General features: G+C 65.5%; 19 protein-coding genes and 1 pseudogene. 6 read left to right on the top strand and 14 right to left on the bottom strand.

Features of this window, described 5'->3' with window-relative positions; genetic code table 11:
* Window positions 1-436 precede the first annotated feature (436 nt).
* The 4 genes from V7050_RS06940 to V7050_RS06925 all read right to left on the bottom strand — a co-directional run bounded on the left by V7050_RS06940 (window position 437) and on the right by V7050_RS06925 (window position 4,245).
* The gene (locus V7050_RS06940; RefSeq protein WP_324375204.1) at window positions 437-1,441 is read right to left on the bottom strand and encodes a zinc-binding alcohol dehydrogenase family protein; all 1,005 of its coding nucleotides are present in this window, start codon (window positions 1,439-1,441) and stop codon (window positions 437-439) included.
* Between the two features lie 85 nt (window positions 1,442-1,526).
* Entirely contained in the window at window positions 1,527-2,444 is a 918-nt protein-coding gene (locus V7050_RS06935; RefSeq protein ID WP_324375202.1) for a sugar ABC transporter substrate-binding protein, read from the bottom strand.
* 47 nt (window positions 2,445-2,491) lie between these two features.
* Entirely contained in the window at window positions 2,492-3,280 is a 789-nt protein-coding gene (locus tag V7050_RS06930; RefSeq protein ID WP_324375200.1) for an ATP-binding cassette domain-containing protein, read from the bottom strand.
* Window positions 3,277-4,245: an ABC transporter permease gene (locus tag V7050_RS06925; protein ID WP_324375198.1), complete on the bottom strand. Its 969-nt coding sequence runs from the start codon at window positions 4,243-4,245 to the stop codon at window positions 3,277-3,279. The genes V7050_RS06930 and V7050_RS06925 overlap by 4 nt, the downstream gene beginning before the upstream one ends.
* A gap of 193 nt (window positions 4,246-4,438) precedes the next feature.
* On the opposite strand from V7050_RS06925, the gene V7050_RS06920 reads away from it, so the two are divergent.
* A complete protein-coding gene (locus tag V7050_RS06920; protein WP_324375196.1) occupies window positions 4,439-5,371 on the top strand; it encodes a GntR family transcriptional regulator in 933 nt (310 codons plus the stop codon).
* Window positions 5,372-5,918: 547 nt separating this feature from the next.
* Here the strand turns inward: V7050_RS06920 and V7050_RS06915 are convergent.
* The 6 genes from V7050_RS06915 to V7050_RS06890 form a co-directional block, all read right to left on the bottom strand.
* A complete protein-coding gene (locus V7050_RS06915) occupies window positions 5,919-6,710 on the bottom strand; it encodes a DUF1254 domain-containing protein (protein ID WP_324375194.1) in 792 nt (263 codons plus the stop codon).
* 14 nt (window positions 6,711-6,724) lie between these two features.
* A complete protein-coding gene (locus tag V7050_RS06910; protein WP_324375192.1) occupies window positions 6,725-8,260 on the bottom strand; it encodes a DUF1254 domain-containing protein in 1,536 nt (511 codons plus the stop codon).
* A 26-nt stretch (window positions 8,261-8,286) separates the two neighbouring features.
* Window positions 8,287-9,246: an AraC family transcriptional regulator gene (locus tag V7050_RS06905; RefSeq protein WP_324375190.1), complete on the bottom strand. Its 960-nt coding sequence runs from the start codon at window positions 9,244-9,246 to the stop codon at window positions 8,287-8,289.
* A gap of 358 nt (window positions 9,247-9,604) precedes the next feature.
* Window positions 9,605-10,150: a hypothetical protein gene (locus tag V7050_RS06900; protein ID WP_324375189.1), complete on the bottom strand. Its 546-nt coding sequence runs from the start codon at window positions 10,148-10,150 to the stop codon at window positions 9,605-9,607.
* Window position 10,151: 1 nt separating this feature from the next.
* On the bottom strand, window positions 10,152-10,898 hold the full coding sequence (locus V7050_RS06895) for a hypothetical protein (protein WP_324375187.1): 747 nt from the start codon (window positions 10,896-10,898) through the stop codon (window positions 10,152-10,154).
* Window positions 10,899-11,501: 603 nt separating this feature from the next.
* Window positions 11,502-12,029 (bottom strand): hypothetical protein, encoded by a 528-nt coding sequence (locus tag V7050_RS06890; RefSeq protein WP_324375184.1) that lies wholly within the window; start codon window positions 12,027-12,029, stop codon window positions 11,502-11,504.
* A 359-nt stretch (window positions 12,030-12,388) separates the two neighbouring features.
* Between V7050_RS06890 and V7050_RS06885 the strand changes: the two genes are divergently transcribed.
* The 3 genes and pseudogenes from V7050_RS06885 to V7050_RS21015 all read left to right on the top strand — a co-directional run.
* Window positions 12,389-12,652 carry a helix-turn-helix transcriptional regulator gene (locus V7050_RS06885; protein WP_324375183.1) on the top strand — a complete coding sequence of 88 codons (264 nt, stop codon included), beginning with the start codon at window positions 12,389-12,391 and terminating at the stop codon, window positions 12,650-12,652.
* A 148-nt stretch (window positions 12,653-12,800) separates the two neighbouring features.
* On the top strand, window positions 12,801-12,932 hold the full coding sequence (locus V7050_RS06880) for a DUF7697 family protein (RefSeq protein ID WP_324375181.1): 132 nt from the start codon (window positions 12,801-12,803) through the stop codon (window positions 12,930-12,932).
* Window positions 12,925-13,668, top strand: a pseudogene (locus tag V7050_RS21015) (phage tail length tape measure family protein); the annotation flags it as partial. The gene V7050_RS06880 and the pseudogene V7050_RS21015, both read left to right, overlap by 8 nt.
* A gap of 147 nt (window positions 13,669-13,815) precedes the next feature.
* On the opposite strand, the gene V7050_RS06870 reads toward V7050_RS21015, so the two are convergent.
* The 4 genes from V7050_RS06870 to V7050_RS06855 form a co-directional block, all read right to left on the bottom strand.
* Window positions 13,816-15,378, bottom strand: coding sequence for a relaxase/mobilization nuclease domain-containing protein (locus tag V7050_RS06870; RefSeq protein ID WP_324375177.1), 1,563 nt, complete (start codon window positions 15,376-15,378; stop codon window positions 13,816-13,818).
* Entirely contained in the window at window positions 15,375-15,728 is a 354-nt protein-coding gene (locus tag V7050_RS06865) for a plasmid mobilization protein (protein WP_324375175.1), read from the bottom strand. The genes V7050_RS06870 and V7050_RS06865 overlap by 4 nt, the downstream gene beginning before the upstream one ends.
* Before the next feature lie 588 nt (window positions 15,729-16,316).
* Complete coding sequence (locus tag V7050_RS06860; protein WP_324375173.1) at window positions 16,317-16,685, bottom strand: ankyrin repeat domain-containing protein; 369 nt, start codon at window positions 16,683-16,685, stop codon at window positions 16,317-16,319.
* A gap of 1 nt (window position 16,686) precedes the next feature.
* Window positions 16,687-17,397, bottom strand: coding sequence for a hypothetical protein (locus tag V7050_RS06855; RefSeq protein ID WP_324375171.1), 711 nt, complete (start codon window positions 17,395-17,397; stop codon window positions 16,687-16,689).
* Window positions 17,398-17,494: 97 nt separating this feature from the next.
* Between V7050_RS06855 and V7050_RS06850 the strand changes: the two genes are divergently transcribed.
* Window positions 17,495-19,123, top strand: coding sequence for a type IV secretory system conjugative DNA transfer family protein (locus tag V7050_RS06850; RefSeq protein WP_324375169.1), 1,629 nt, complete (start codon window positions 17,495-17,497; stop codon window positions 19,121-19,123).
* Window positions 19,123-19,446, top strand: coding sequence for a hypothetical protein (locus V7050_RS06845; RefSeq protein ID WP_324375167.1), 324 nt, complete (start codon window positions 19,123-19,125; stop codon window positions 19,444-19,446). Before V7050_RS06850 ends, V7050_RS06845 begins: the two co-directional genes overlap by 1 nt.
* Window positions 19,447-20,014: the final 568 nt, after the last annotated feature.

Here is a 20,014-nt window from a genome sequence, read left to right as displayed (position 1 = left end):
GAGTGGCACCGAATTCCTTCAAGAGCGCCCCAAAACCCGAGAGTCGTGTAGTGTGTCTCACGGCGGGCATATGCGGCGCGCCGCGGATGCAGCGAAAGCGCGGTCCACAAGGCGATTGCAACCGGCCGCATAGTCGTTGAGCCCAACGGCACCACCGAAAGGTTGACTCTGCCTGGTGCCCGCGCCGCGCCCCCGATCCGGTCAAGGTGAACCTGCGCCAGGCAGGAATCGACACCGAGACGAGGTGCCTTTCATCTCGTTCGAACGAGGAGAGTCCGGAGCAAGGTTACGCCTGACACAAGTAAATAAGTTCCTTTGCGGAACTGGCCGGTCTGGCAGCGCTAACGGCGGCTAACCGAAGTAGAGAACTCGGCGCCACGATCTTTATTTCGCAGAGCCGGCAGGCCTTCGACAAGGATCTCTGATTAGAAACAAATCACTCGAATACGACCAAAGCCTTGATGAGACCGGCCTTGTTGCTTGCCCAACGCGAAATGTCCCGGGCCGCATCCGCCGGACGGGTACGGTGGGTGATCAATCGCTGGACCGCGACATTCCCATCGCGGATCGCCGCGAGGACCCGCTCGAAGTCCTGGGACGTGGCGTTGCGGCTCGCGAGCAGCGTCATCTCCTTCCGGTGAAAATCCGGGTCCATGAAGGTGATCGACTCGCTCACGAGGCCGACAAACACGTAGCGGCCGCCGTGCGCTACGAAGTCGAAGCCCTTCTCCATCGCCCTGGCGCTGCCGGTCGCATCGAAGACCACGTCGAAGCCCTCGCCCTGCGCCTCCGACGGGTCGGTCCCGCCCGGCAGGACGGTCGCGCCCGCGATCAACCCGACCGCCTGCGCCCGCTCCGCGTCGCGGTCGTACAGGATGACGTTGGCGCCAGCGAGGCGCGCGAAAAGCGCGGTCCCGAGACCGATCGGCCCGGCTCCGACAACGAGGACGCGGTCGCCCGCCGTCACCGCACCGCGTCGCACCGCGTGGGCGCCGATCGCGAGAAACTCGACCGTCGCACACTGATCCGGGGTCATTGCCGGCGCGCGCACGAGGTTGCCGACGGGCACCGACAGCAGTCCGGTCATGCCGCCGTCCTGGTGGACGCCGAGCACGGAGAGCCGCACACAGCAATTGGGCTTGCCGTTGCGGCAGGCGATGCAGCGACCGCAGGCGATGTAGGGATTGACGACGCAGACCTCGCCCAGAGGGAGGTCGGAGCCGGCGGGGGCCTCGACGATTTCGACGGCGAGCTCATGGCCCATGACCCGCGGGTAGGCGAGGAAAGGCTGGGTGCCCTCGAAGATGTGATAATCGGTGCCACAGATGCCCACCCGCAGCGGGCGGACCAGGGCCTCTTCGGGGCCGGGACGCGGGACGGGCCGCTGCTCGAGCCGCAGGCGGCCGGGTTCGACGCACACCAGGGCATCCACAGTCGTCACGTCGACACCTCTTGCTCATCCATTCGGGGAGCCCCATCAGAAGATCGATGAGGGCCGGATCTTGGTCCGGCCCTCATCCCGGGTCCTACTCGAACTCGGACATGTTGTCCTTGGTCACGAGCGCGGCGCCGGAGTCGATCAGCGACTCAACCTCTTCGCCGCGGATGGCCCTGACCAGCCCGTCGACGCCGAGTTCGGCCATCTTGGTCGGGAACTGCGCCACCGTGGCGTCCTCGGTTCCCGCGGCCAGGGCCTCGGCCTCGCCGCAGCAGAAGTCGAAGCCGACCAGGATGATGTCGTCGTTGGCGATCCCGGCGTTGGTGATCGCCCGTGCCGCGCCAGCCGCCGGCGGACCGCAGGCCGAATAGATCGCCTTGAGGTCCGGGTTCGCGGTCAGCAGATCCTCGGCGACGCTGATCCCGAGCTCCTCGGTGCAGTTGGTGGCACCCCGGCCGACGATCTCGACGTCGACGCCGGCGAGACCCTCCAGCATCCCATCGACCCGATCGTCGAGCGACGGCACCCCGGGGACGCCTTCGAGAATGCCGAGCGTGTCGCCGTCCTTTAGCACCGTTTTCAGGTACTCGCCCGCGATCTTGCCGGCATTGTAGTTGTCGGTGGTGGCCAGCGCCGTCCGGCCTTCCCAGTCGGGGATGTTGTTGTCCATCAGGACCACCTTCACCCCCTGTTCGATCGCCTTGTCGAGGGCCGGCGCCACGGTCGGGTCGACGGGCGTGACGGCGATGCCCTGCACACCATTGGTGACCATCGACTCGATCAGTGCGATCTGCCCCTCGATGTCGGTGGCCGAGGTTCCCTGGCCGAAGATGATCTCCACCCCTGGGTTGGCCTCGGCGTAGGCCTTGGCCGCGTCCTCCATGCTGGCGAAGAAGGGCACGGGGAACTTGGTGATGAAGCCGATCTTCACCGGCTCCTGGGCCTGAGCGGCCCCGGAGATCCCGGCAAGTACGGCCAGCCCGCCCAGAATTCGCTTCAGTTGCATTCTACTCCTCCCCTAATCCGGATCGCGCGGTAGCCGTCGCGATCGCTTCAATCCGCAGTCCCGTCTCGGGACGGCGGGCCCGGCGACGCATCCGCCCCCACGATCAGCGAGACCAGCTGCTGCTGCGTCCCCCGATCGGGCTTCAGCTCTCCGACCTTGCGTCCCTGGCGAAGCACAACCGCGCGGTCCGCCAGTTCGATGACCTGTTCGATGTTGTGGGTGATGAGGATGAGGGCATTGCCCTCGGCGCAGAGCTGCCGGATCAGGTCGAGAACCCTGCGCGATTCCCGCACCCCGAGCGCGGCCGTCGGCTCGTCGAGGATCACAACCTTGCGGACGAAGACGGTGGCGCGGGCCACCGCGATCGCCTGGCGCTGCCCGCCGGACATCCGCGCGACCGGCGCGTCGAACTTCGGCAGCCGCACCTTCAGCCGGTCGATGACCGCCGCCGCCTCGCGCTCCATGGCGCGCCCGTTCAGGAACCGCAGCGGCCGCGGGAGCCATCCCGGTCCGGCGATCTCGCGGCCGCAGTAGAAGTTCTGGGCCGGGGTCAGATTGTCGAACAGCGCCAGATCCTGATAGACGGTCTCGATGCCGGCGCGACGGGCCGCGGCCGGCGAATGGATCGATGTCGGCTTGCCGTCGAGCAGGATCTCGCCCGCGTCGAGCGGGTGCACGCCGCTGATGCATTTCACGAGCGTCGACTTGCCGGCGCCGTTGTCACCGAGCAGGGCCAGCACTTCGCCGCGCCGGACCTCGACGCTGACGTTCCTCAGCGCATGCACCGCGCCGAAGTGCTTCTCGGCACCGCGGACCTCCAGGACCGGCGCGTTCACTGGCCCCTCGCGGACTGAAGGACGCGCGCCCGCGCCTCGAGGTGGTTGCGCAGCACGTCGGCCTCGACCGCGACCACCAGGATCACGCCGATGGCGATCATCTGGTAGAAGACCGCGACGTTCTGCAGGTTGAGGGCGTTGCGGATCACGCCGATCATCAGCGCCCCGACCAGCGCGTGGCCGAGATGGCCGCGCCCGCCGAGAAAGCTCGCCCCCCCGATGATCACCGCGGCGATGGTGTCCAGTTCGAGCAGGTTGCCGTAGAGCGGCGAGCCGGCGGCGGTGCGTCCGGCCAGGACTACCGCGCCGATTCCGGCGCAGAGCCCGGAGACGATGTAGGTCGACACCAGCATCCCCTTGACGGGGATACCCATCTCCACCGCCGCGTTCGGATCGCCGCCGACGGCGTAGAGCCAGCGCCCCCATACCATCGCCCGTGACATCACGAACAGAGCTGCCGCGACGGCGAGCACCACGAAGAAGGAGTTCGGCAGGCCGAGCGTCGCGCCGTCTCCGAGCCGGGTAATCGCCTCCGGCATGCCGCGCATGGTCGTGTGGTTGATCGCCAGCGCCAGCGCCAGCCCGCGGCAGACGCTGAGCGTCGCGAGGGTGATGATGAAGGGATGCGGCAGCCGGCCGTAGACGTAGACGATGCCGTTGACGGCGCCGACCAGCGCACCGGTCGCGAGCATGGCCAGGATCACCAGGGGACCGGAATCGACGGCCCGGAACATGAGCCCGCCGATCACCGTCGCCAGCGCCAGGTTGGCGCCCACCGAGAGGTCGATGCCGCGGGTCAGGATGACGAGCTGCTGGCCCATGGCGACGATGGCGATGACGGCGGTCTGCGCGGCAATGTTGCTGAGATTGCCGGGCTTCAGGAAATTCGGGGTCCAGAGCGCGACGCCCACGACCAGCAGCGCGAGGATCAGGAGCGGCCCGGCGCCGAGGAGCCTCAGGCCCAAGGCAACCAGTATTGCGCCGCGGGCCCGCCGATCTCCCGTGCCGGAGCCGGCCTCGGCTCGCTCCTGCATCCATTCGCTCACCCGCACGTCTCTCCCAGCTGTGCTTCTTATATCTAAAAAACCGAAGGAGGCGCTCGTCAAACTGTTTTTTATCGATTAAAAAAGACCAGGGGATCCTCCAAGAGGACATTCCATGAAGTCCGACACCGTGTTCAAACGCGCTTTCAACGACGCGCTCGATGTCGTCGCCGCCCTCGGGGTCGGCGAGAGCCTGCCGTCCGAGAGCGTCATGAGCGCCCGTCTGGGGGTCAGCCGAACGACCGTTCGCAAGGTCCTCGCGCGCTTGGCCGCGGGCGGAATCGTCGCCGGCAGCGGTCGGCATAAGGTCGTGCGCGCCGTCCCGGATGTTCCGCGGTTTCCCAAGGCCGAAACCGTGCCGATGGCGGCTCAGGTCGAGGCGCGCTTCATGGAGTGGATGCTGCGCGACGACGCCCGCCCCGGCACGGTGATCAACGAGCTGGAGCTGGCCCGCCAGTTCGGCGTGGCGACGACCGGCATCCGCGAGTTCCTCAACCGCTTCCAGCGCTTCGGACTGATCGAGAAGCGGCCGAACGCCGGCTGGGTCTTCAAGGGCTTCACGCCTGCCTTCGCGCTCGAGCTCTTCGAGATCCGCGAGATGTTCGAACTGCGCTCGGCCCGCACCTTCGCAGCGGCGCCGGGGGGCTCACCGTTCTGGAGCCAGCTCGAGGCCATGCGAACGGAGCATGTCGCACTCCTGGCGGAGGTCGACCGCCGCTACCACGACTTCTCCGATCTGGACAGCCGGTTTCACCGCCTGATCAACTCGGCCGCGCCGAACCGGTTCATCGACAGCTTCTACGACATCATCACGCTGATCTTCCACTACCACTACCAGTGGAACAAGCGGGACGAGCGCCAGCGCAACGAAACCGCGATCCGGGAGCACCTGACCTACATCGACGCGCTGCTGGGCCGGAACGCCTCGATCGTCGAGCTCGCCTGCCGGGCGCATCTGGCCTCGGCCCGGGAGACGCTGATACGATCCACTCAGGAGGGCGCCGAAGGCAGGCCGCCGCGAGGGCGTGGCCGCGCCGGCAGTGCTTGACTTCCGGTCCCGCCCGTTAGCGGGGACCTTTAGCTCTGCTGCCCTCGGTTTTCTGACAGACTTTTGCAGTCGCTAGAAAGCGTGTTCCCATTGGAAACATCTCTCTCAGTCTCCTTGGGAACTCTACCCTGATGTTCGGATCAAATTGTGCGAGTGGGCGAACTCTCGGACGGGAAACGTGTTCATCGCGGCATGTTTCAAGTTCCACATTCTCGAATAACTGCCCTGCATGGTTCTCTAAACTTGGATTCCATACCATCAGCTGACCTCTAGTGACAATTTTGCTATCGATTACAGGCTATATGATCCTGATCTTCTTTCAAGTTCGCCCTATAGTCAGTCGCCGACGCTTCGCTGGCCACCGGAACATTGCGCTCGCATGATCATCAATCACCGCGCTCCATTCGGGCGCTCCAGGCCGCTTTTCCCATGCCCCTGCGATCGACCAGGCTCTCCATCGCCAGTGACGACTGGACAACCATCTCCTTGCGCATCCGGGACGAGAACTGTCGCCCAACGCGTCGTGCGAGCAGCTCGAGTTCCCGGATCATCTCGCACCCTCGATCCAAGCCCTCGACGTACCGGCGGAAGTGGCGCAATTCGCGTCTATGGGGTACATCATGTTGACGTCCTGCCCTGACCCGTTCGGGAACTCCATAGGCGCGACGTCCTTCTCCATCTCCCAGAGCGGATAGACCCGCGTTTGCTCGGCAAGCGCTACCGCAGGCGCCGGGTCCGGCCCGCCGTCGCCCTTCGGCATGACGGTGCGTAAGAATAGGAAGACGTTGTAGGTCGGCGAGGTGAGGGTGAAGTAGCCCTGCGGCACCTCGCCGTCGTAGTGCGGCGGCAAGAGGAGGTAGAGCCCGCCGCGCGCTCGGTCGGGCCCGATCGCGCCGACGTCGGTGATGGTGCGCTGGAAGAAGTCGGTAAACATGCCGATGACGTTTGGCGGCGCCGCCACCACCAGCGGTCCGGTCTCCTTCAGGTCGAGATAGCTCATCGAGTAGATGACATCGGCGTTCGGCGTCGGCACCCAGGCCCGGCAGTCCATCCGGTCCTTCCAGATCGGCAGCACGTTGTAGCCGGCCCCGAACTTCGCCTCCGAACCATCGCGCATGCCGATGACGTTGAGCGCCGGCAGCGTGCGGAAGTAGGCGTCGATGGCGCGCTGGTAGAAGAGCTCGTCGCGCAGCGACGCAGCCTCGGCCGGGTCGAGCCACTTGCCGCCGTTAATCTGCTCCATCAGCGGGGTCATCGGCGCCCGTTCCTGCGCCATCGGCAGGGCCGGCACGAGCGCGAGCACGCCGACGGAGGCCGCGAGCAGTGAGGCTCGGATCATCCTCCTCGCCTCACTCACTGCACCACCTCGATCTTCGGCGGCTGCCATGTGCCGTCGAGGATTGCCTCCTTGCCCCAGTAGGCCCGGATGTAGAGCGAGAACGGCCCATCGGGCGCCGGCAGCCAGTTGCTCTCCTTGTCCGCCCCGGGCGAGGTCGCGCCGGCATAGAGAGTCAGCGAGCCGTCGGCGTTGCGCTGGAGCGTCGTGTTCTTGGTGCCGAGCGAATAGCGCCCGAGATCGTTCGGGTTGAAGAAGTGCTCCTCGTTGTAGAGCGTCAGCGACCAGAAGCCGTTGACCGGCGGCTCCTCGCCCGCGGCGAAGGTAATCGCGTAGGTCTTGGACCCGTCGAGCGCCGCGCCCGCGGCGTCATCATCGGTGTAGAAGTACTGCGTTTCGTTCGGCCGGTTTTCGAAGATGTTCGATCGGGCCGTGGCCGCCCGATTGTAGTAGTCGACGCCGAACTGGGCGTTGTTGACCGAGCGGTTCCAGCCGTTGCCGGCTGGCTTGCCGTTGTATCGCCACTCGAGGAACGGGGCGATGACCTCGGCCTCGGCCTTCACCGCCTCGTCGACGATCGCCGCTTTCAGATCCGGATCGTCCGCCGCCACGTCCATCAGCCAGCGGAACTGCGCATAGAGCGCCTCCTCCCCCGGCAGCGGCGGCACCATCGCGAGCACCTGCGGAAACGTGTCGAAGAACTTCTCCGGGACGACCCAGCGGGTCTCGCTGCCGCCGCCCTCGTCGGATGAGGGGATGTCGGACAGGCCGCTCCAGTCCATCTCCTTCATCGTGCCGTCGAACTCGGAGAGCGGATAGGCGACCACCTGATTGACCAGCGGCTGGATCGCTGCGCGATCCTCGTCGGTGTCGTTCATGAAGATGCGCGGAATGACGTTGGCGAGCGACGTCGACGCGCGCACCACGCCAGTGATCCCTTTCGGCACCTCGCCGTTCCAGGTCGGGCCGGCGAGCAGATAGAAGCCGGGCTCGGTGCCATAGGCTTTGCCAAGCTGGCCGAACTGGTCGGTCCGCTGGTCGTAGGTGGCATAGACCCAGAAGCGATCGCCGAAGTCCGGCACCTGGATCACCACCGGCTGGCTATCGAGGTCGAAGAAGCCGAGACCGTAGACCACGTCCTGGTTCGGGCAGGCGACGGCGCGCTGGTCCGGGTTGACGTAGTCGTGGAGCATCGCGAGCTGACCCTGCGGCGCCACCGGCAGGATGCCTCCGAGCAACCTTGGTTGCGGCGCCTGGGTGATGCTGGTCCGCCGGTTCAGCATGTTCACCATCGGCCAACCCCAGAGGTAGGCGGTGCGGGCAACGGCGCGGACGTAGGCTTCCTGCGGTTTCACTTCCGCCGAGGGCATGGTCAGGTCCGCGAAGCTCGGAGGCGCTGATGGCTGTTGGGCGGCCACAGGCGAAACACCGAGCAGCGTCGATGCCAGCAGGGCGGACAGCAGGGGCGTTTTCGGTCGCATGAAGATTCCTCCGGCCTGGGGCCGGCCAACCGAGCATCGCGACAGGTCGCGCGGTTTCCGGCCCGTTGCCACCAGTTTACCGCGCCATGACAGGAGTTCTATGCGGATCGTGCCAAAGTGGACGCGGGACGAGCGTTTGCCTTCACGATCCGGCGATAGGCGGCGCGCGTCTCCGACGGCAGCTCGCCGAAGAGTTCCCGGTACCAACCGGAGAGTCGCCCGGGCTCGCCCACGCCCCACTTCGCGGCGAGGAGAGCGATGGCGGTCGCGGCCTCCTCCGGCGAGGCGAGGTCGTGGCGGATTCGATGCAGCCGCAGCCTGCGGACATAGAGGCTCGGCGTCTCCTCGACAAGTTCAACGAAGGCCCGGTAAAGCGTGCGTCGCGACGTGCCGGCGGCTGCCGCGACCGCATCCACCGAAATCGGCTCGTCGAGGTGCGCGGCGACATAGGCACGGGCCTGGATGACGATGCGCCGATGGCGGGGTTGCCGCGCCGTCGTCCGCTGCCTTTGGGGCTCCCGCGCGCAATGCGCGACCATTGCGGCAAGGAGGTCGGGACCGAGGGCGGCGTCTCCGCTCGCCCCAACATGTACAGCCCGCAGCCTTCGGTCCAGCCGCCTGAGGACCTCGGCGGCGAGCGGCCGCGGATGGATCCGGGATCCGCCGAGCGCACGGCGATCGAGAACGAGATCCTGCCGGGCGGCTTCCGCTTCCAGTCGCTCGAGGCTAAGGGTCGCCGCCACGTAACGGGCCCCCGGCCGGTAGAGCGCGTCGTGCTCGTCTCCCGGCAGGAAGATGCCGACGCCCCCGGCGGCGACCTCCTGCTGCCAGTGCCGGGCGCCCTCGGGGAACGCGAGCCCGATGCCTAGCGTCACCCGCTCCTCGGACAGCGGCCCTACCAGCGAGACCCGCCCGTTGATGCTCCCGCTCCCGTAGAGCACGCCGTCAACCTCGGCGAAGACCAGTGAGCCCGCTACCCGGCCGCGCGACATCTGCACGGCATCGAGCCCCGCCCCGAGAACCGCGTCGCGCAGGACCTCGATGCCCGTGATCGGCACCCGACCCCAATTCACCCTCGGCGCAATGCCAACGGTAGTCAGGGGATCGATCTCATCCGGCCGTAATCGGCGCCCCATGTCCGTGTTGCCTCGATACCCATGACCGACGCTACCACGCTCGCGATGCGCTCGCTACGAGCGGCGTCGGCGGACAGCCGGTGTCATGCGGGATCGATAGGGCCCTGCCACGCTTCGCAGTTTCGGCCGTTTTGTTGACCTATTGTTGACCCGGCCGTGAGGTATAAAAATACCCCACGCGCCGAGGCGCGTAGGGTATTGATATTGTTGTAGATTTGGTTGCGGGGGCGCGCAAGAGGCAGATCCGAAACCCGCAGATTCTGGCGGCGGCGTGACCCGCCTACTGCTCCGGGCGTTTGATCGCCTCCGCGGCTGCGGCTTTAGCGTCCCTCAGCGCCTTGGGCTTCGTAGCTTCCATTTCCGCTTCGTAGCGGTCCATTTGAAGACGCATCAGGGATCCTGGCAGTTCGAAGGAGGCAAGGAAGACGAACGTTGCCAGTCCGAGGAACACAACCTCAAGCCACCGTTGAACGCATGGCTGTGTCTCGGGCACAAGGAACGTCCCCAAGGCCGCACCGAGCGTGATTAGGTAGAAGAAGAACAGCCATTTCTGCCGTGCAAGCTTACGCTGCACCGTCCCCTTCATCCCTTGCAGTTCTTGCCAATCCCGGGCCTGCCTTAGAACCGGCTCAGCGATCAGGGTGATCACTGCGATGAGAAACCCCGCCAGGATCGAGAAGATCGTGACCACGGTATTTACCGCATCGGCGTTGTGCGCGACCATAGGCTGAAATCGGTAACCAACGAAGGCCGAGACGAGGATCGCGGCCGCCAGCTTCGCCAGCCGCCACCAGTCCGTTCCCGATGCCTTCCTTCCGGCGTTCAACTCACACCTCTATCTGGCCGTTCTCCACCAGCTCGCCCATGTACTCCCTCATCGCGTCCCATGCTTGCGGTGGGCTGACTGAATTCGCGTGGGCATCTATCCGGACGGTTTTCTTGGAGCTGACCTCGTTCGGTTTGATCGTCGTGTTGTTCCGCAGCTCGATCACGTAGCCCTCGGCGTCCTCGTCCTCGGCAATCTCGGCGGCCAAGTGGTCTAGGCCCTCTTTTGCCACCGCAAGGTCGCCTTTTTCCACGTTTATCGACACTGTCACGCTTCCGCGTTCGGCCTGACGAAGCTGCCCGAGCTCCTCATCTCGTTCGGTCAATCCGCGGAACGCCTCTCCGAACCGCCGCTTGGCATCTTGCCAAAGGCCACCACCGGGTGCGTCCCCGATCAAGTCGACGGCCGCTGCCTCAGTGATGCTGACCTTCATATTCACGCGCTTCACACCAACCGCCTCTATGATCGCGAGCGTATTGGGGTTGGCGACACGGATGAGCTCGAATTGCTGCACTTCGTTCGGCATCTCCGCCTTGGCGAACAACATCGCGAGGTATCCTCGAAGAGCGCCGCCATTGCGACCGCAGTTCAGACAGATGACGTGGTTGCTGCGGATCAGCGCGAAAAAATCGGCGCTTAGGTAGTTCTCATTCTCGCCTGGTTGGCGTTCCCCGAGGTCTACGTCTGCGGCTGGCACCATCGGAATCACGCCGATTCCCTGGCCATCGTAGTAGCGCGCGCCATACACGGAGAACCCTAGCCCTCCCTCGTCTCGGCTCCGCATGCCAGTCACAACCGCTCGGTCCCTACGGGTGATCCCTCGATCGAGGTGAGTAGCAAACTGCCCCCAAGCCTGCCGTGTGAGTTGCTCTAGGTCAGGACCCTCTACATTGAAGCGAGCGCGACGATACTCCAGCGTTCTGACGATCTGTGGCAATTCTCTACCCACCCAATCGGAAATGAAGGGCCGCAGGATGACTAAGTTCTGACCCTTGGCGCAAGCGCTGGTTGTCCGATTCCGATTAACCCGATGCTTCACAAGCAGTCCATGTCGACGTGGTGACGTGGCATGCTGCCTTTCGGGGATGTGGGGCTGGGGGATGGTATGCTGAGGAGGCTGCGCCGGAGGCGCGAGGCACGTGCTGCGGAGCGGGCGGAGGTGCACCGCATGTTGAGTGCGCTGGGATTCGAGGAGGCTTTTCATTTCCTCGTCTGCGCCAAGGTGGAGGCGGAATGGCGCCGCGACTGGGGCGCGGACGCCTACTTCACCCGCCTGCGGTGGGAGCTATTTCGTGAGGAGGCGCGAATGCGGAAGCTGGCGGATGGCTTGCTTCACGCGACTCTTGCCCGGTCAGGCCCGAAGTTCGTTCCAGAGCGCGCTGATCTTCCGGCGGATCGTGCTCTCGTCAGGCGCATCGCCATCCTTTGAGCGGCGCTCAAACCATCCTTGCATCTCCACCACCAGCTCGCGCTGGGTGTCGGGCAACCCGTCATTGTGGATGCGACGGATGAGGGCCGTGTAGAACCCGTCCCAATCGTACCTCGAGGCGCTTCCGCCCGGCGCCGTCCGCTTGGCTAGCGAGTGATCATCCTCGAAGCGCTCCAGGTCGGCGGTGGTGATAAGGACGTCCGCCGCCTCGATCTCGATGCCGTTCGCCGGATCCGTGATCCGCAACCATGTTTCGCTCCCCGGCGGGCGCACCCGGCGCACGGCCGCGCTTCGCGGACCTGAACCGTCGCGGCGGAACATGGGAAGCAGATCCTCGGGCGGCAAAGTGACGATCCCGCTCACGTCCTGACCGTTGGCGCTCACCGTCCGGATCGCGCTCACGAGGTCGAGCCGGCCCGTAATTGCCCAACCCACGATATCGGCCGCCATGCAGCCCCATCGGGCTGCCGCCTCTGCAATGGTCCAAGCGAATCGAGGCGGAAGCGGCATGATTGAGATTCTCCGTCTAAGGCACTGTGCTGTCACTTGTTTCCACCATTGCCCCGCTTCGAACTCCCATCCACCTATACTTAGCCACCACCCCCCGTTTCTAGGTCAAAATTTCGGTGACTGCGGCGGGATAGCCACTAACCGCGCGAGTATTTGCCAAGAACTGCCCGACTAATCCTGTTTTGTGCCGCAAGTAGCGAAGCGGCGCCCGGGATTGTGCTTCATTGCCGGTCGCCGCCTCGTTGCCGCTCGGGCACGCGTGGTTCGCTGCTCCCATCGAATCCTGGGAGTGACCGCGCATGGACGGTGCTGCAAATCCGAATTCCGAGCTGCTCGACGGCTGGCTGACGCGGGCCGAACTGGCGGCCGAACTCGGCATGGCCGCGGACACGCTCCGGCGGTGGGCGACGAAGCGGATCGGGCCGCCCCACGTCCGCATGGGCCAGCGCGTCCTCTACCGCAAGGATGCGGTCCGCGAGTGGCGGCGCGACCATCCCGCCTTCACCGCCGCGCTACGGGCAGCGGCCGCGATCGAGGGCGACGGAATCCCGCTCCCGGATTGACCGCCGCTCGCCGCCTCAATGCCGCCCGCTCTGCTGATGCAGCCTCCGTGGCAGTCAACCTGTTGAGGATTCACCATGAAGTTGAAGCCGGCCAGCATGGCTGAGCGGCCAGATCCGCGCCATTCCTGGCGCGGTGCTGGGGTGGGACATGACGGCGGGCCTGGCGCTCGGCGCGGCGCTGGGCGTGCCGGCGGCGGCGGTGGCGGAGCTGTTGCCGGAAATCGAGACCATTGCGGTCCGGAAAATCAACGAACGGCTGAAGGTGGAGCAGGATGACTGAACGGCGCGTATCCGTCCGCCTCGCGGCGGTGGGCGGTCAGACCCTCAAGGACGATCTTCGCGCGGTCGGCCGCGAGGGGCGCGCCGCGCTCGAGTCCATCGCCGGTGGCGCGCCTGCCGCGTCGCGCGGTCTGCAGGACGTGGGTGGCTCCGCTTCCGCGGCGGTCGCACGCCTTGAGGCGCTCTCGGCTCGCTCCACCCAGCTGGCCGCCTCGATCGCTGCCGCGGCATCCGCGACCAACTCGGTCTCTGGTCGCATCAATGCAGCCACCGGCGTGACTGGTGGCATGCGCCGCGACGCCGCGGATGTGGAGGCATATGGCCGGGCGCTCGATGATCTTCGGGCCAAGCACAACCCGCTCTTTGCGGCGATCCGGGGCTATCGCTTCGAGCTCGAGAACATCCGTCAGGCGCATCGCGTCGGAGCGATTTCCGCTGATGAGATGTCGGCGGCGATATCGCGCGAGCGCCGTGCCGCGCTCGAGTCCATTGCGGCCCTGAAGGGGCGCGGCACCGCGCTTCGGCAGGTTGGCCGTGCCTCGTCCATAGCGGCGTGGCAGAGCCGGATGCTCCTTTTCCAGCTGAACGACATCGGCGTCTCGCTCGCGGGCGGGATGAACCCGCTCATGGTGCTGGTGCAGCAGGGCTCGCAGATCTCCCAGATGTATGCTGGTCAAGGCGGTGTGAATGCCGCGCTCCGGCAGACCGGACAGATGGTCGGCGGCGTGGTGACTCGGTTCCCGATCCTCACGGCTGCAATCGCGCTGGGGTCCGCCGCCATCGCGGGCATGACGCACGAGATCAACAAGACGAGCATGCGTCGATTCAATCGCCTTCGCCACCCGCAATTTCGTGCACGTCACATGCCAAGCGCCGGGCCGAATTCAGTCGCGCGGTCTCCGCACTCCCTGCCCGCGTCGCGGCCGCCTCCGCACTCCCTCCTTCTCGCCCCGCTGCTTCCAGCTCGGCGCACGATCATCGTCATCACCGCCGTCTTTCCCGGCCCCTTCGACAAACTCCGCCGCATCGTTGAATTGTACCTGCAACTCACCTTCCTCGATGCCGGTGGCCGTCCGCACAACCTGATCGTGCGCAGCCTCATCGAACGCCTGCCGCGCCTGCCCCTGAATCTTCTCGGCCTGCTTCTCCCGCTGCCGCAGCGCCTTCTCCAGCGCCTGCCGCTCCCGCGTTTCAAGCCGCGCAAGCATCCGCTTCTCGCGGTCGAAGTCCTTCCTCTCCCGCTCGTGCCGCCGCTCCAGCGCCCCGCGCTCAAGATCATGCCGCTCGCGCGGATCGAGCTTGGTCATTTTCTGCAGCGGACCGAGCACCGAGCGGAGCGCCGGCGTCCTGCCGACCAGTTCGGCAACCGCCGTGCGCACCCGGAACAGGATGCCGCCGCTCTCCGCCTTCTGCGCCGCATGCAGCGCCATCCGCTCGGCCTGCTGCCGGACCAGCAACTGCTGCTCCTTGCCCCGCAGGTCCGTCCGTCTCTGCTCATGCCTGCGGGCAAGCCCGGCACCGGCGCGGCGCCGCAATTCCTCACGCCGCTGCTGCTTCGCCTGTGCCGCCTTCTCCCCGGCCGCATCGGCGGCCTGCGCCTGCTGCTGCTTCTCCGCAAGCTTGCGCTCCCGGTCCCGGACATGCTCTTTCGCCTGCTCGACCGTCGGCAGAGCATCGTGATTGAACGCAAGCCGCTCGCGGATCGCCTTCGCGGTATGTCCCTTGATGTAGCGCGACAGGCTGTGCACGGCACCATGCCTGTCGACGATCACAAGGCCGCGGCGGTCGCCTTTGGCGAGGACATAGCCCTTCTGCGCCAGCGCCGCCCGGAAGGCGGCAACGCTGTCCGAGCGCTCATACGCGGCTGTGATTTCAGCGCGGCGCTGCTCGGGCGTGATCCCCGTATTCTTCTGCTGCGCCCGCTCGGCAAAGGTCGGCTCGAGCTTGCCAAGATCGCGCTTCTGCCGCGCCTCCCACGCCTGCAGGCCCGGCGACAAAGCGAGGCCGTATTTGTGGGCGAGCTCACAGGCGAGGTCCATGAGCCGGCTGTGGTCATGGCCCATATGGATGGCCTTCATTTGCGCGGAATCGATGCGCGACCAGACGACATGGCAATGCTCCCGCGCTTCACCACCGGCGTCTCGTTTCACATGGAAGACGACGGCGCGCGGCTGGTCGGTCAGGCCGAGACGATTTTCGATGGCCTGCACGCACGCGAAATACTGCTCGCGCGTGAGCGCCGACGGCGGGTTGATCGACAGGCTGTAGAGATATTGCTTGGCCTTCGTGCCCGCCGCCACCGCCTCGAATTCCGCGAAAGCGCCGTAGAGATCGCCCGCCACGGTGCCGTAGACCTCGGCGATTTCAACGCGCTCGTTGTCGAAAGAATTCATCAGGTGGATCGCAAGGTCGGCGCCGTTGCCGCGCTGGCTGCCTTTGAGGATCATGGCAGCCTCCCGAGCGCCTCGAACAGCAGCGCGCGCATCTCGGCGAGATCACGATGGGCGGCCTCGATGATGGCGGCATTTTCCGCCTCACCGGCGTCGGCACCCGCCCTGCGCAGTTCCGTCGCGACCTGCCCGAGCCCGGCCAGAAGCTGCGCCGCCGCCTGATGGCCGACGGCGGGATTGCGCCCGCTGCGCAGCGGCGGCTGGCCCAGCACGGCATAGCGGATGAGGGACGCCACGGACACGCCCGCCCGCTCGGCCTGCTCCAGGATCAGAGCGGCCTCGGCGTCGTTGAACCGCGCCTTCAGGGTGATCCGGCGCTGGCGATTTTCGCTGCCTGAGCGGGCCATGGTCGTGTCTCGTTTCCGCACGCGGCACCGTCCCCTGGCGGGGGGTCCAGCACCGCAATGCTGGTCGTCGTTCAGGGCGCGATTGCCCTGGTCGATGGGGGTCCAGTGGGGAGAACCGAAGTCTCCACCTGGTCGTGATGGAACGACGACGCGTTCCTCGAAGCCGGTGCCGACACACCGGTCGTTCCGCCTACGCCAGAGGCTACGGCGGACTTGGGTCCAGGGGCGCGAAAGCCCATGGTCGATGAGTTTCCAAAGAGAGAGCGAATTCTCTCTTGGCCGTGGTGCAGCGCCGGAACGCTGCCATCGTCTTTTCGGGGTTCAATGCCCCGGAAGGACGATCGCCGGGGGGATGCAACGGGGGGCGGCTAGCGCCCCCTTGCCAAGATGGCGCGGGGACCCCGCGCACATCTTGTATCCGGCCTTAACGACCTACTATCTCCATTATCCGGGATCAAGTTTAACGAAGCATTAACCTTCGTCGCAATCCCTTACCGAGCGCGGGATTGGCAATAGATACCAGAGCTTATGCCCGTTGGTCAAATACTGGTCACGCCGCTCGCCGCCCTTCGTGCGGCTCGCGGATTCTTATACTGAGCTTTCCTGTCCCAGGAACCGCGCTTCCGCTGCGACGATATAATCCGACAGATCGTCGTCCACGCCGCACTCCGCCGCAATCAGCGTCGGCCAGCGTCCCGAGCGGTCCGCGAAAAACCCCGCCTGATGCTCCTCGACCAGCATGCGAACGAGCGGCAGATTGTTTGTGCCGACCGCGATATGCAGCGCCGATAAGCCGCTCGCCTTATCGGTCTGGTCGATCGCCGCGCCGCCTGCGATCATCGACCGCACGGCATCCAGCTCGCCCGCGTAGCAGGCGCGCAGAAAATCCGCGTCGATCTGCCAGTCGCGATCGGCACGCAGCAGCCGCCCTTTTTCGTCAAGCTTGCCCCAGAACACTTTAGCCCTTCGCTTCCAGTATCAGCTGCCGGGTAAAGACGCGGCTGCTCTTCTCGCCTTCAGCCCGGAACAGCGTCTCCGCCATCTGCCCCGCCAGATACCGCTCTTTCCCGGCTGAGTCCGCCCGCTCCAGCCAGTAGATTTTCGGCAGGCGGGTCAGCGTATGGCGCAGCGCGATGAACAGCAGCGGGCCGTTGCCCGCGAGCGTTCCTTCATAGCGGTGGCGCAGCGGTGAGTCTTCCGAAGGGCTCACCGTCTCCGCGGCATCGAGCCACGGCCTTCCGGGGGCGGGCATCAGCCCGAGCCGGATTGCCGGCTCACCCTCCTGCCGCCCCGTCACCTCATAATCACCGGCAAGCTCGCTCTGAAGCGCCGCATCGGCAACGCTCAGCGGATCGTCCGGCACGCCGATAAATCCGGCTAGCGCGGGCGCGAAGCCGGTATCGTCCGCCGCCGCTATCGGTTCCCCCGCCTTCTCCAGGAATTGCGCGCAGACCGCGACATGCGCATCCGCCGTGCGGTGCGCGTCACGCAGAAAACGCTGCAAGGTCGAGAGCGGGATTTCCCGGTAGCGCGGTGCGTCCGCCTCGATGATCCGGACCTGCAAAGTCGGCACGCCGATCCGGTGCGTGCGCATGTAAGAGCGCAGCCCGTCCCGCACGCGCTGGCGCGCGCGCTCGTCGAACGTCGTCAGTTTGAGCGCTTGCTCCAATCCGCCCTCACCGCTTTGACCAGGCTGTGAACAGGACGCGGCCCCGCCCTGTCCGTCACCCTGGCCGCCAGATTCACTTTACCAAAGGTTCACGAAAATGAACTGGTATTATGGCGGCGCGTCCGCACTGGCCTTGCTGTGCCTTCTGAACTGGCGCTTCGGCGAGCCGAAGCCGTACACCTACGGCTCGGCGGTATGGTCGGGCGTCTGGCCGCTCTACAAGGCGGGATACCTGAAGAACAAGGGCCTGCGCCTCGGTGACTTCACCGGCCGCATGGGCGTCTTCTATGACGGCGCGCATGCGCTGACCTTCGGCTGCCCCGGCTCGAACAAGGGCACGGCGGCGATCCTGCCGAACCTGCTCACGCAACGCTACATCTTCCTGATCGATCCGGGTGCGGAGAATACCGCGGTCGCCTGCAAGGCATGGCGAAAGCGCGGCTATGAATTCCGCTGCATCAACCCGTTCGGCGCATTCCCGCAGGCGCCGTGGGCGCTGCCGCAGCACGGCTTCAATCCGCTGTGCATGCTCGATGCGAACAGCCCGACGCTGGCGGCGGACGCGAAACTGATCGCCGAGATGCTGGTTGCCCGCACCGGCGCGGAGAACGGCAGCAGCGGGTATTTCAAGGACTCGGCCGAGAGCGCGCTGCAGGCGATGATCGTGCACATCCGCACGGCGGAGCCCGCCGCGAGGCAGAACCTCGCGACGCTCTACGACTACGTCAACGCCGATGTCGCCGGCTGGGAAGCGCTGCTGGGCGCGATGAAGGTCAACGGTACGTGCCTTGGCCTGATTGCCAAGCAGGCGAACCGGCTCGAGCGCACAGAGCAGCAGGCGCCGGAAGAATTCTCGGCGATCATGTCGACGATGCAGCAGGACCTGACCTTCATGGCCGATCCGCTAGTCCGCGACATGCTGATGCGCGACGAGGTGGAATTCGGAATCCTCAAAGGACTCGGCAAGCGGCAAAAAGGCGGGATCATCAGCGTCGCGCTGCCGCTCAACTATATCGAGAGCCATGCCGCCGTGACGCGGCTCGCGATGGCCTGCGCCATTCTCGAGCTTCAGCGCCAGCCGCTGCCCAAAGAGCGCGTGCTGTTCATGATCGACGAGGCGGCAGCGCTCGGCAAGATCATGCGGTTTCCCAACTGGCTTGCGACGCTGCGCAAGTACCGCGTGTCGATCTGGAGCGTCTGGCAGAATGTCGGCCAGGTGACCGCGCTTTACGGCAAGGACTGGCAGACGATTGTCGGCAACTGCGCGATGAAGCAGTTCCTCGCCGTCGCCGATCTGGAGACCGCCGAGTACACGGAGAAAATGCTCGGCCGCACGACGGTGCTGAGCAAGAGCGTGAGCGCGCGCGGCGATACCTCGAAGTCCGAGACAGCGCGGCCGCTGCTGATGGCGGACGAGCTGATGCGGCTCAAGAAGACGCTGCAGATCGTGCTGCTCGATAACCTGAGCCCGCTGGTGCTGAAGAAGACGCCGTACTGGGAGCGGCCGGAGCTGCGCGGTCAGTTCCATGCCAACCCCTATGTCGGCAAGGCCGCGAGGCCGAAGCTCGGTCTGCGCCTCAAGCTCTGGTGGGGACGGCTCTACTACCTGCTCGTCTGCCTGATGGCCCCGCACCCGCTGGCCGCGATGGCGATGACAGGTGCCGCGCTCTTCTTCGGCCTGCCGCTGCTCGCGCAGTGGGGCATCACCATTCCGGGGAGGCAATAATGCTTGGCGCACTGATTCTGTGGATTCTGCTCGCACCGGCCATCGCCGAGTTGATCCCGCTGGTGTTCGTGTTCGCGTTCCTGCTGCTGCGCTTCGCGCTGCTGGTGGTCTGGACGGCGGTGAGCACGGCAGCAACGCTGCTCTTCAAAGCTCTCGCGCTTGCCTTCAAGCTGGGCTGTTGCGGTTACGTGTCGTCATTGGTCTTCTCCTTTTCGTTTAGGGTTTTACTCGATACGCCCCCCGTCAGACGGGGCGGCGGAGCCGGACGGTCACGGTGCAACACGGGAGGCCTTCAGGCCGAATGGAGCGGGCAGTCCCATTGACCGGACGGCGCGCCCCGTCAGGTTGGGCGTGATCTTCGAGGCAAACCCGGCGGGAAGGAGAAGGCGGCGACGCGTCCTTTGCGCATCATCGGCCATGCAGGAAGTTGCTTGGCGAAACCGCCCCGAACGATAGTCCCCGCCGACCGCGGCGCGAAAGGGAGCTTCAAGGCTCTGGCGTCCTTCTCGAATGCAACATCGTCAAATTTCTCAATAGAAACCTCTATATCAGATTCAGAATAGGCGTATCTCAGACATTCAGCCAGCGCGAGACGGGCTTGATACAAGTATCCCACTGCAGATTGGTTCGCACTGAACGTGTTTTTGCTGCCGGACACCCTCGTTAATCCCTTTCTGTTTTGGCTATATACTGTCTAAATCATGATCAAAACTTCGTCATAATGCGACCTGGCGTTGAGTTTTGCAAGCATCTAGCAATCATGTCGCGATCATAATGCCGCCGCGGGGGCCAAAATCCAGTGCTTCCTGTCTCGCGGCGACTGGGATCGCGCCCCGGCGGCACGGTGTCAGAGCTGCGCCGACACCCGTCGTGCCGCCGAATGCGCGCCTC

It is taken from the genome of Amaricoccus sp. (assembly GCF_036846665.1).
Classification (GTDB): Bacteria; Pseudomonadota; Alphaproteobacteria; order Rhodobacterales; family Rhodobacteraceae; genus Amaricoccus.
The sequence above is the reverse complement of the archived record's forward strand: the minus strand, read 5'-3'. Positions and strand labels throughout refer to the sequence as shown.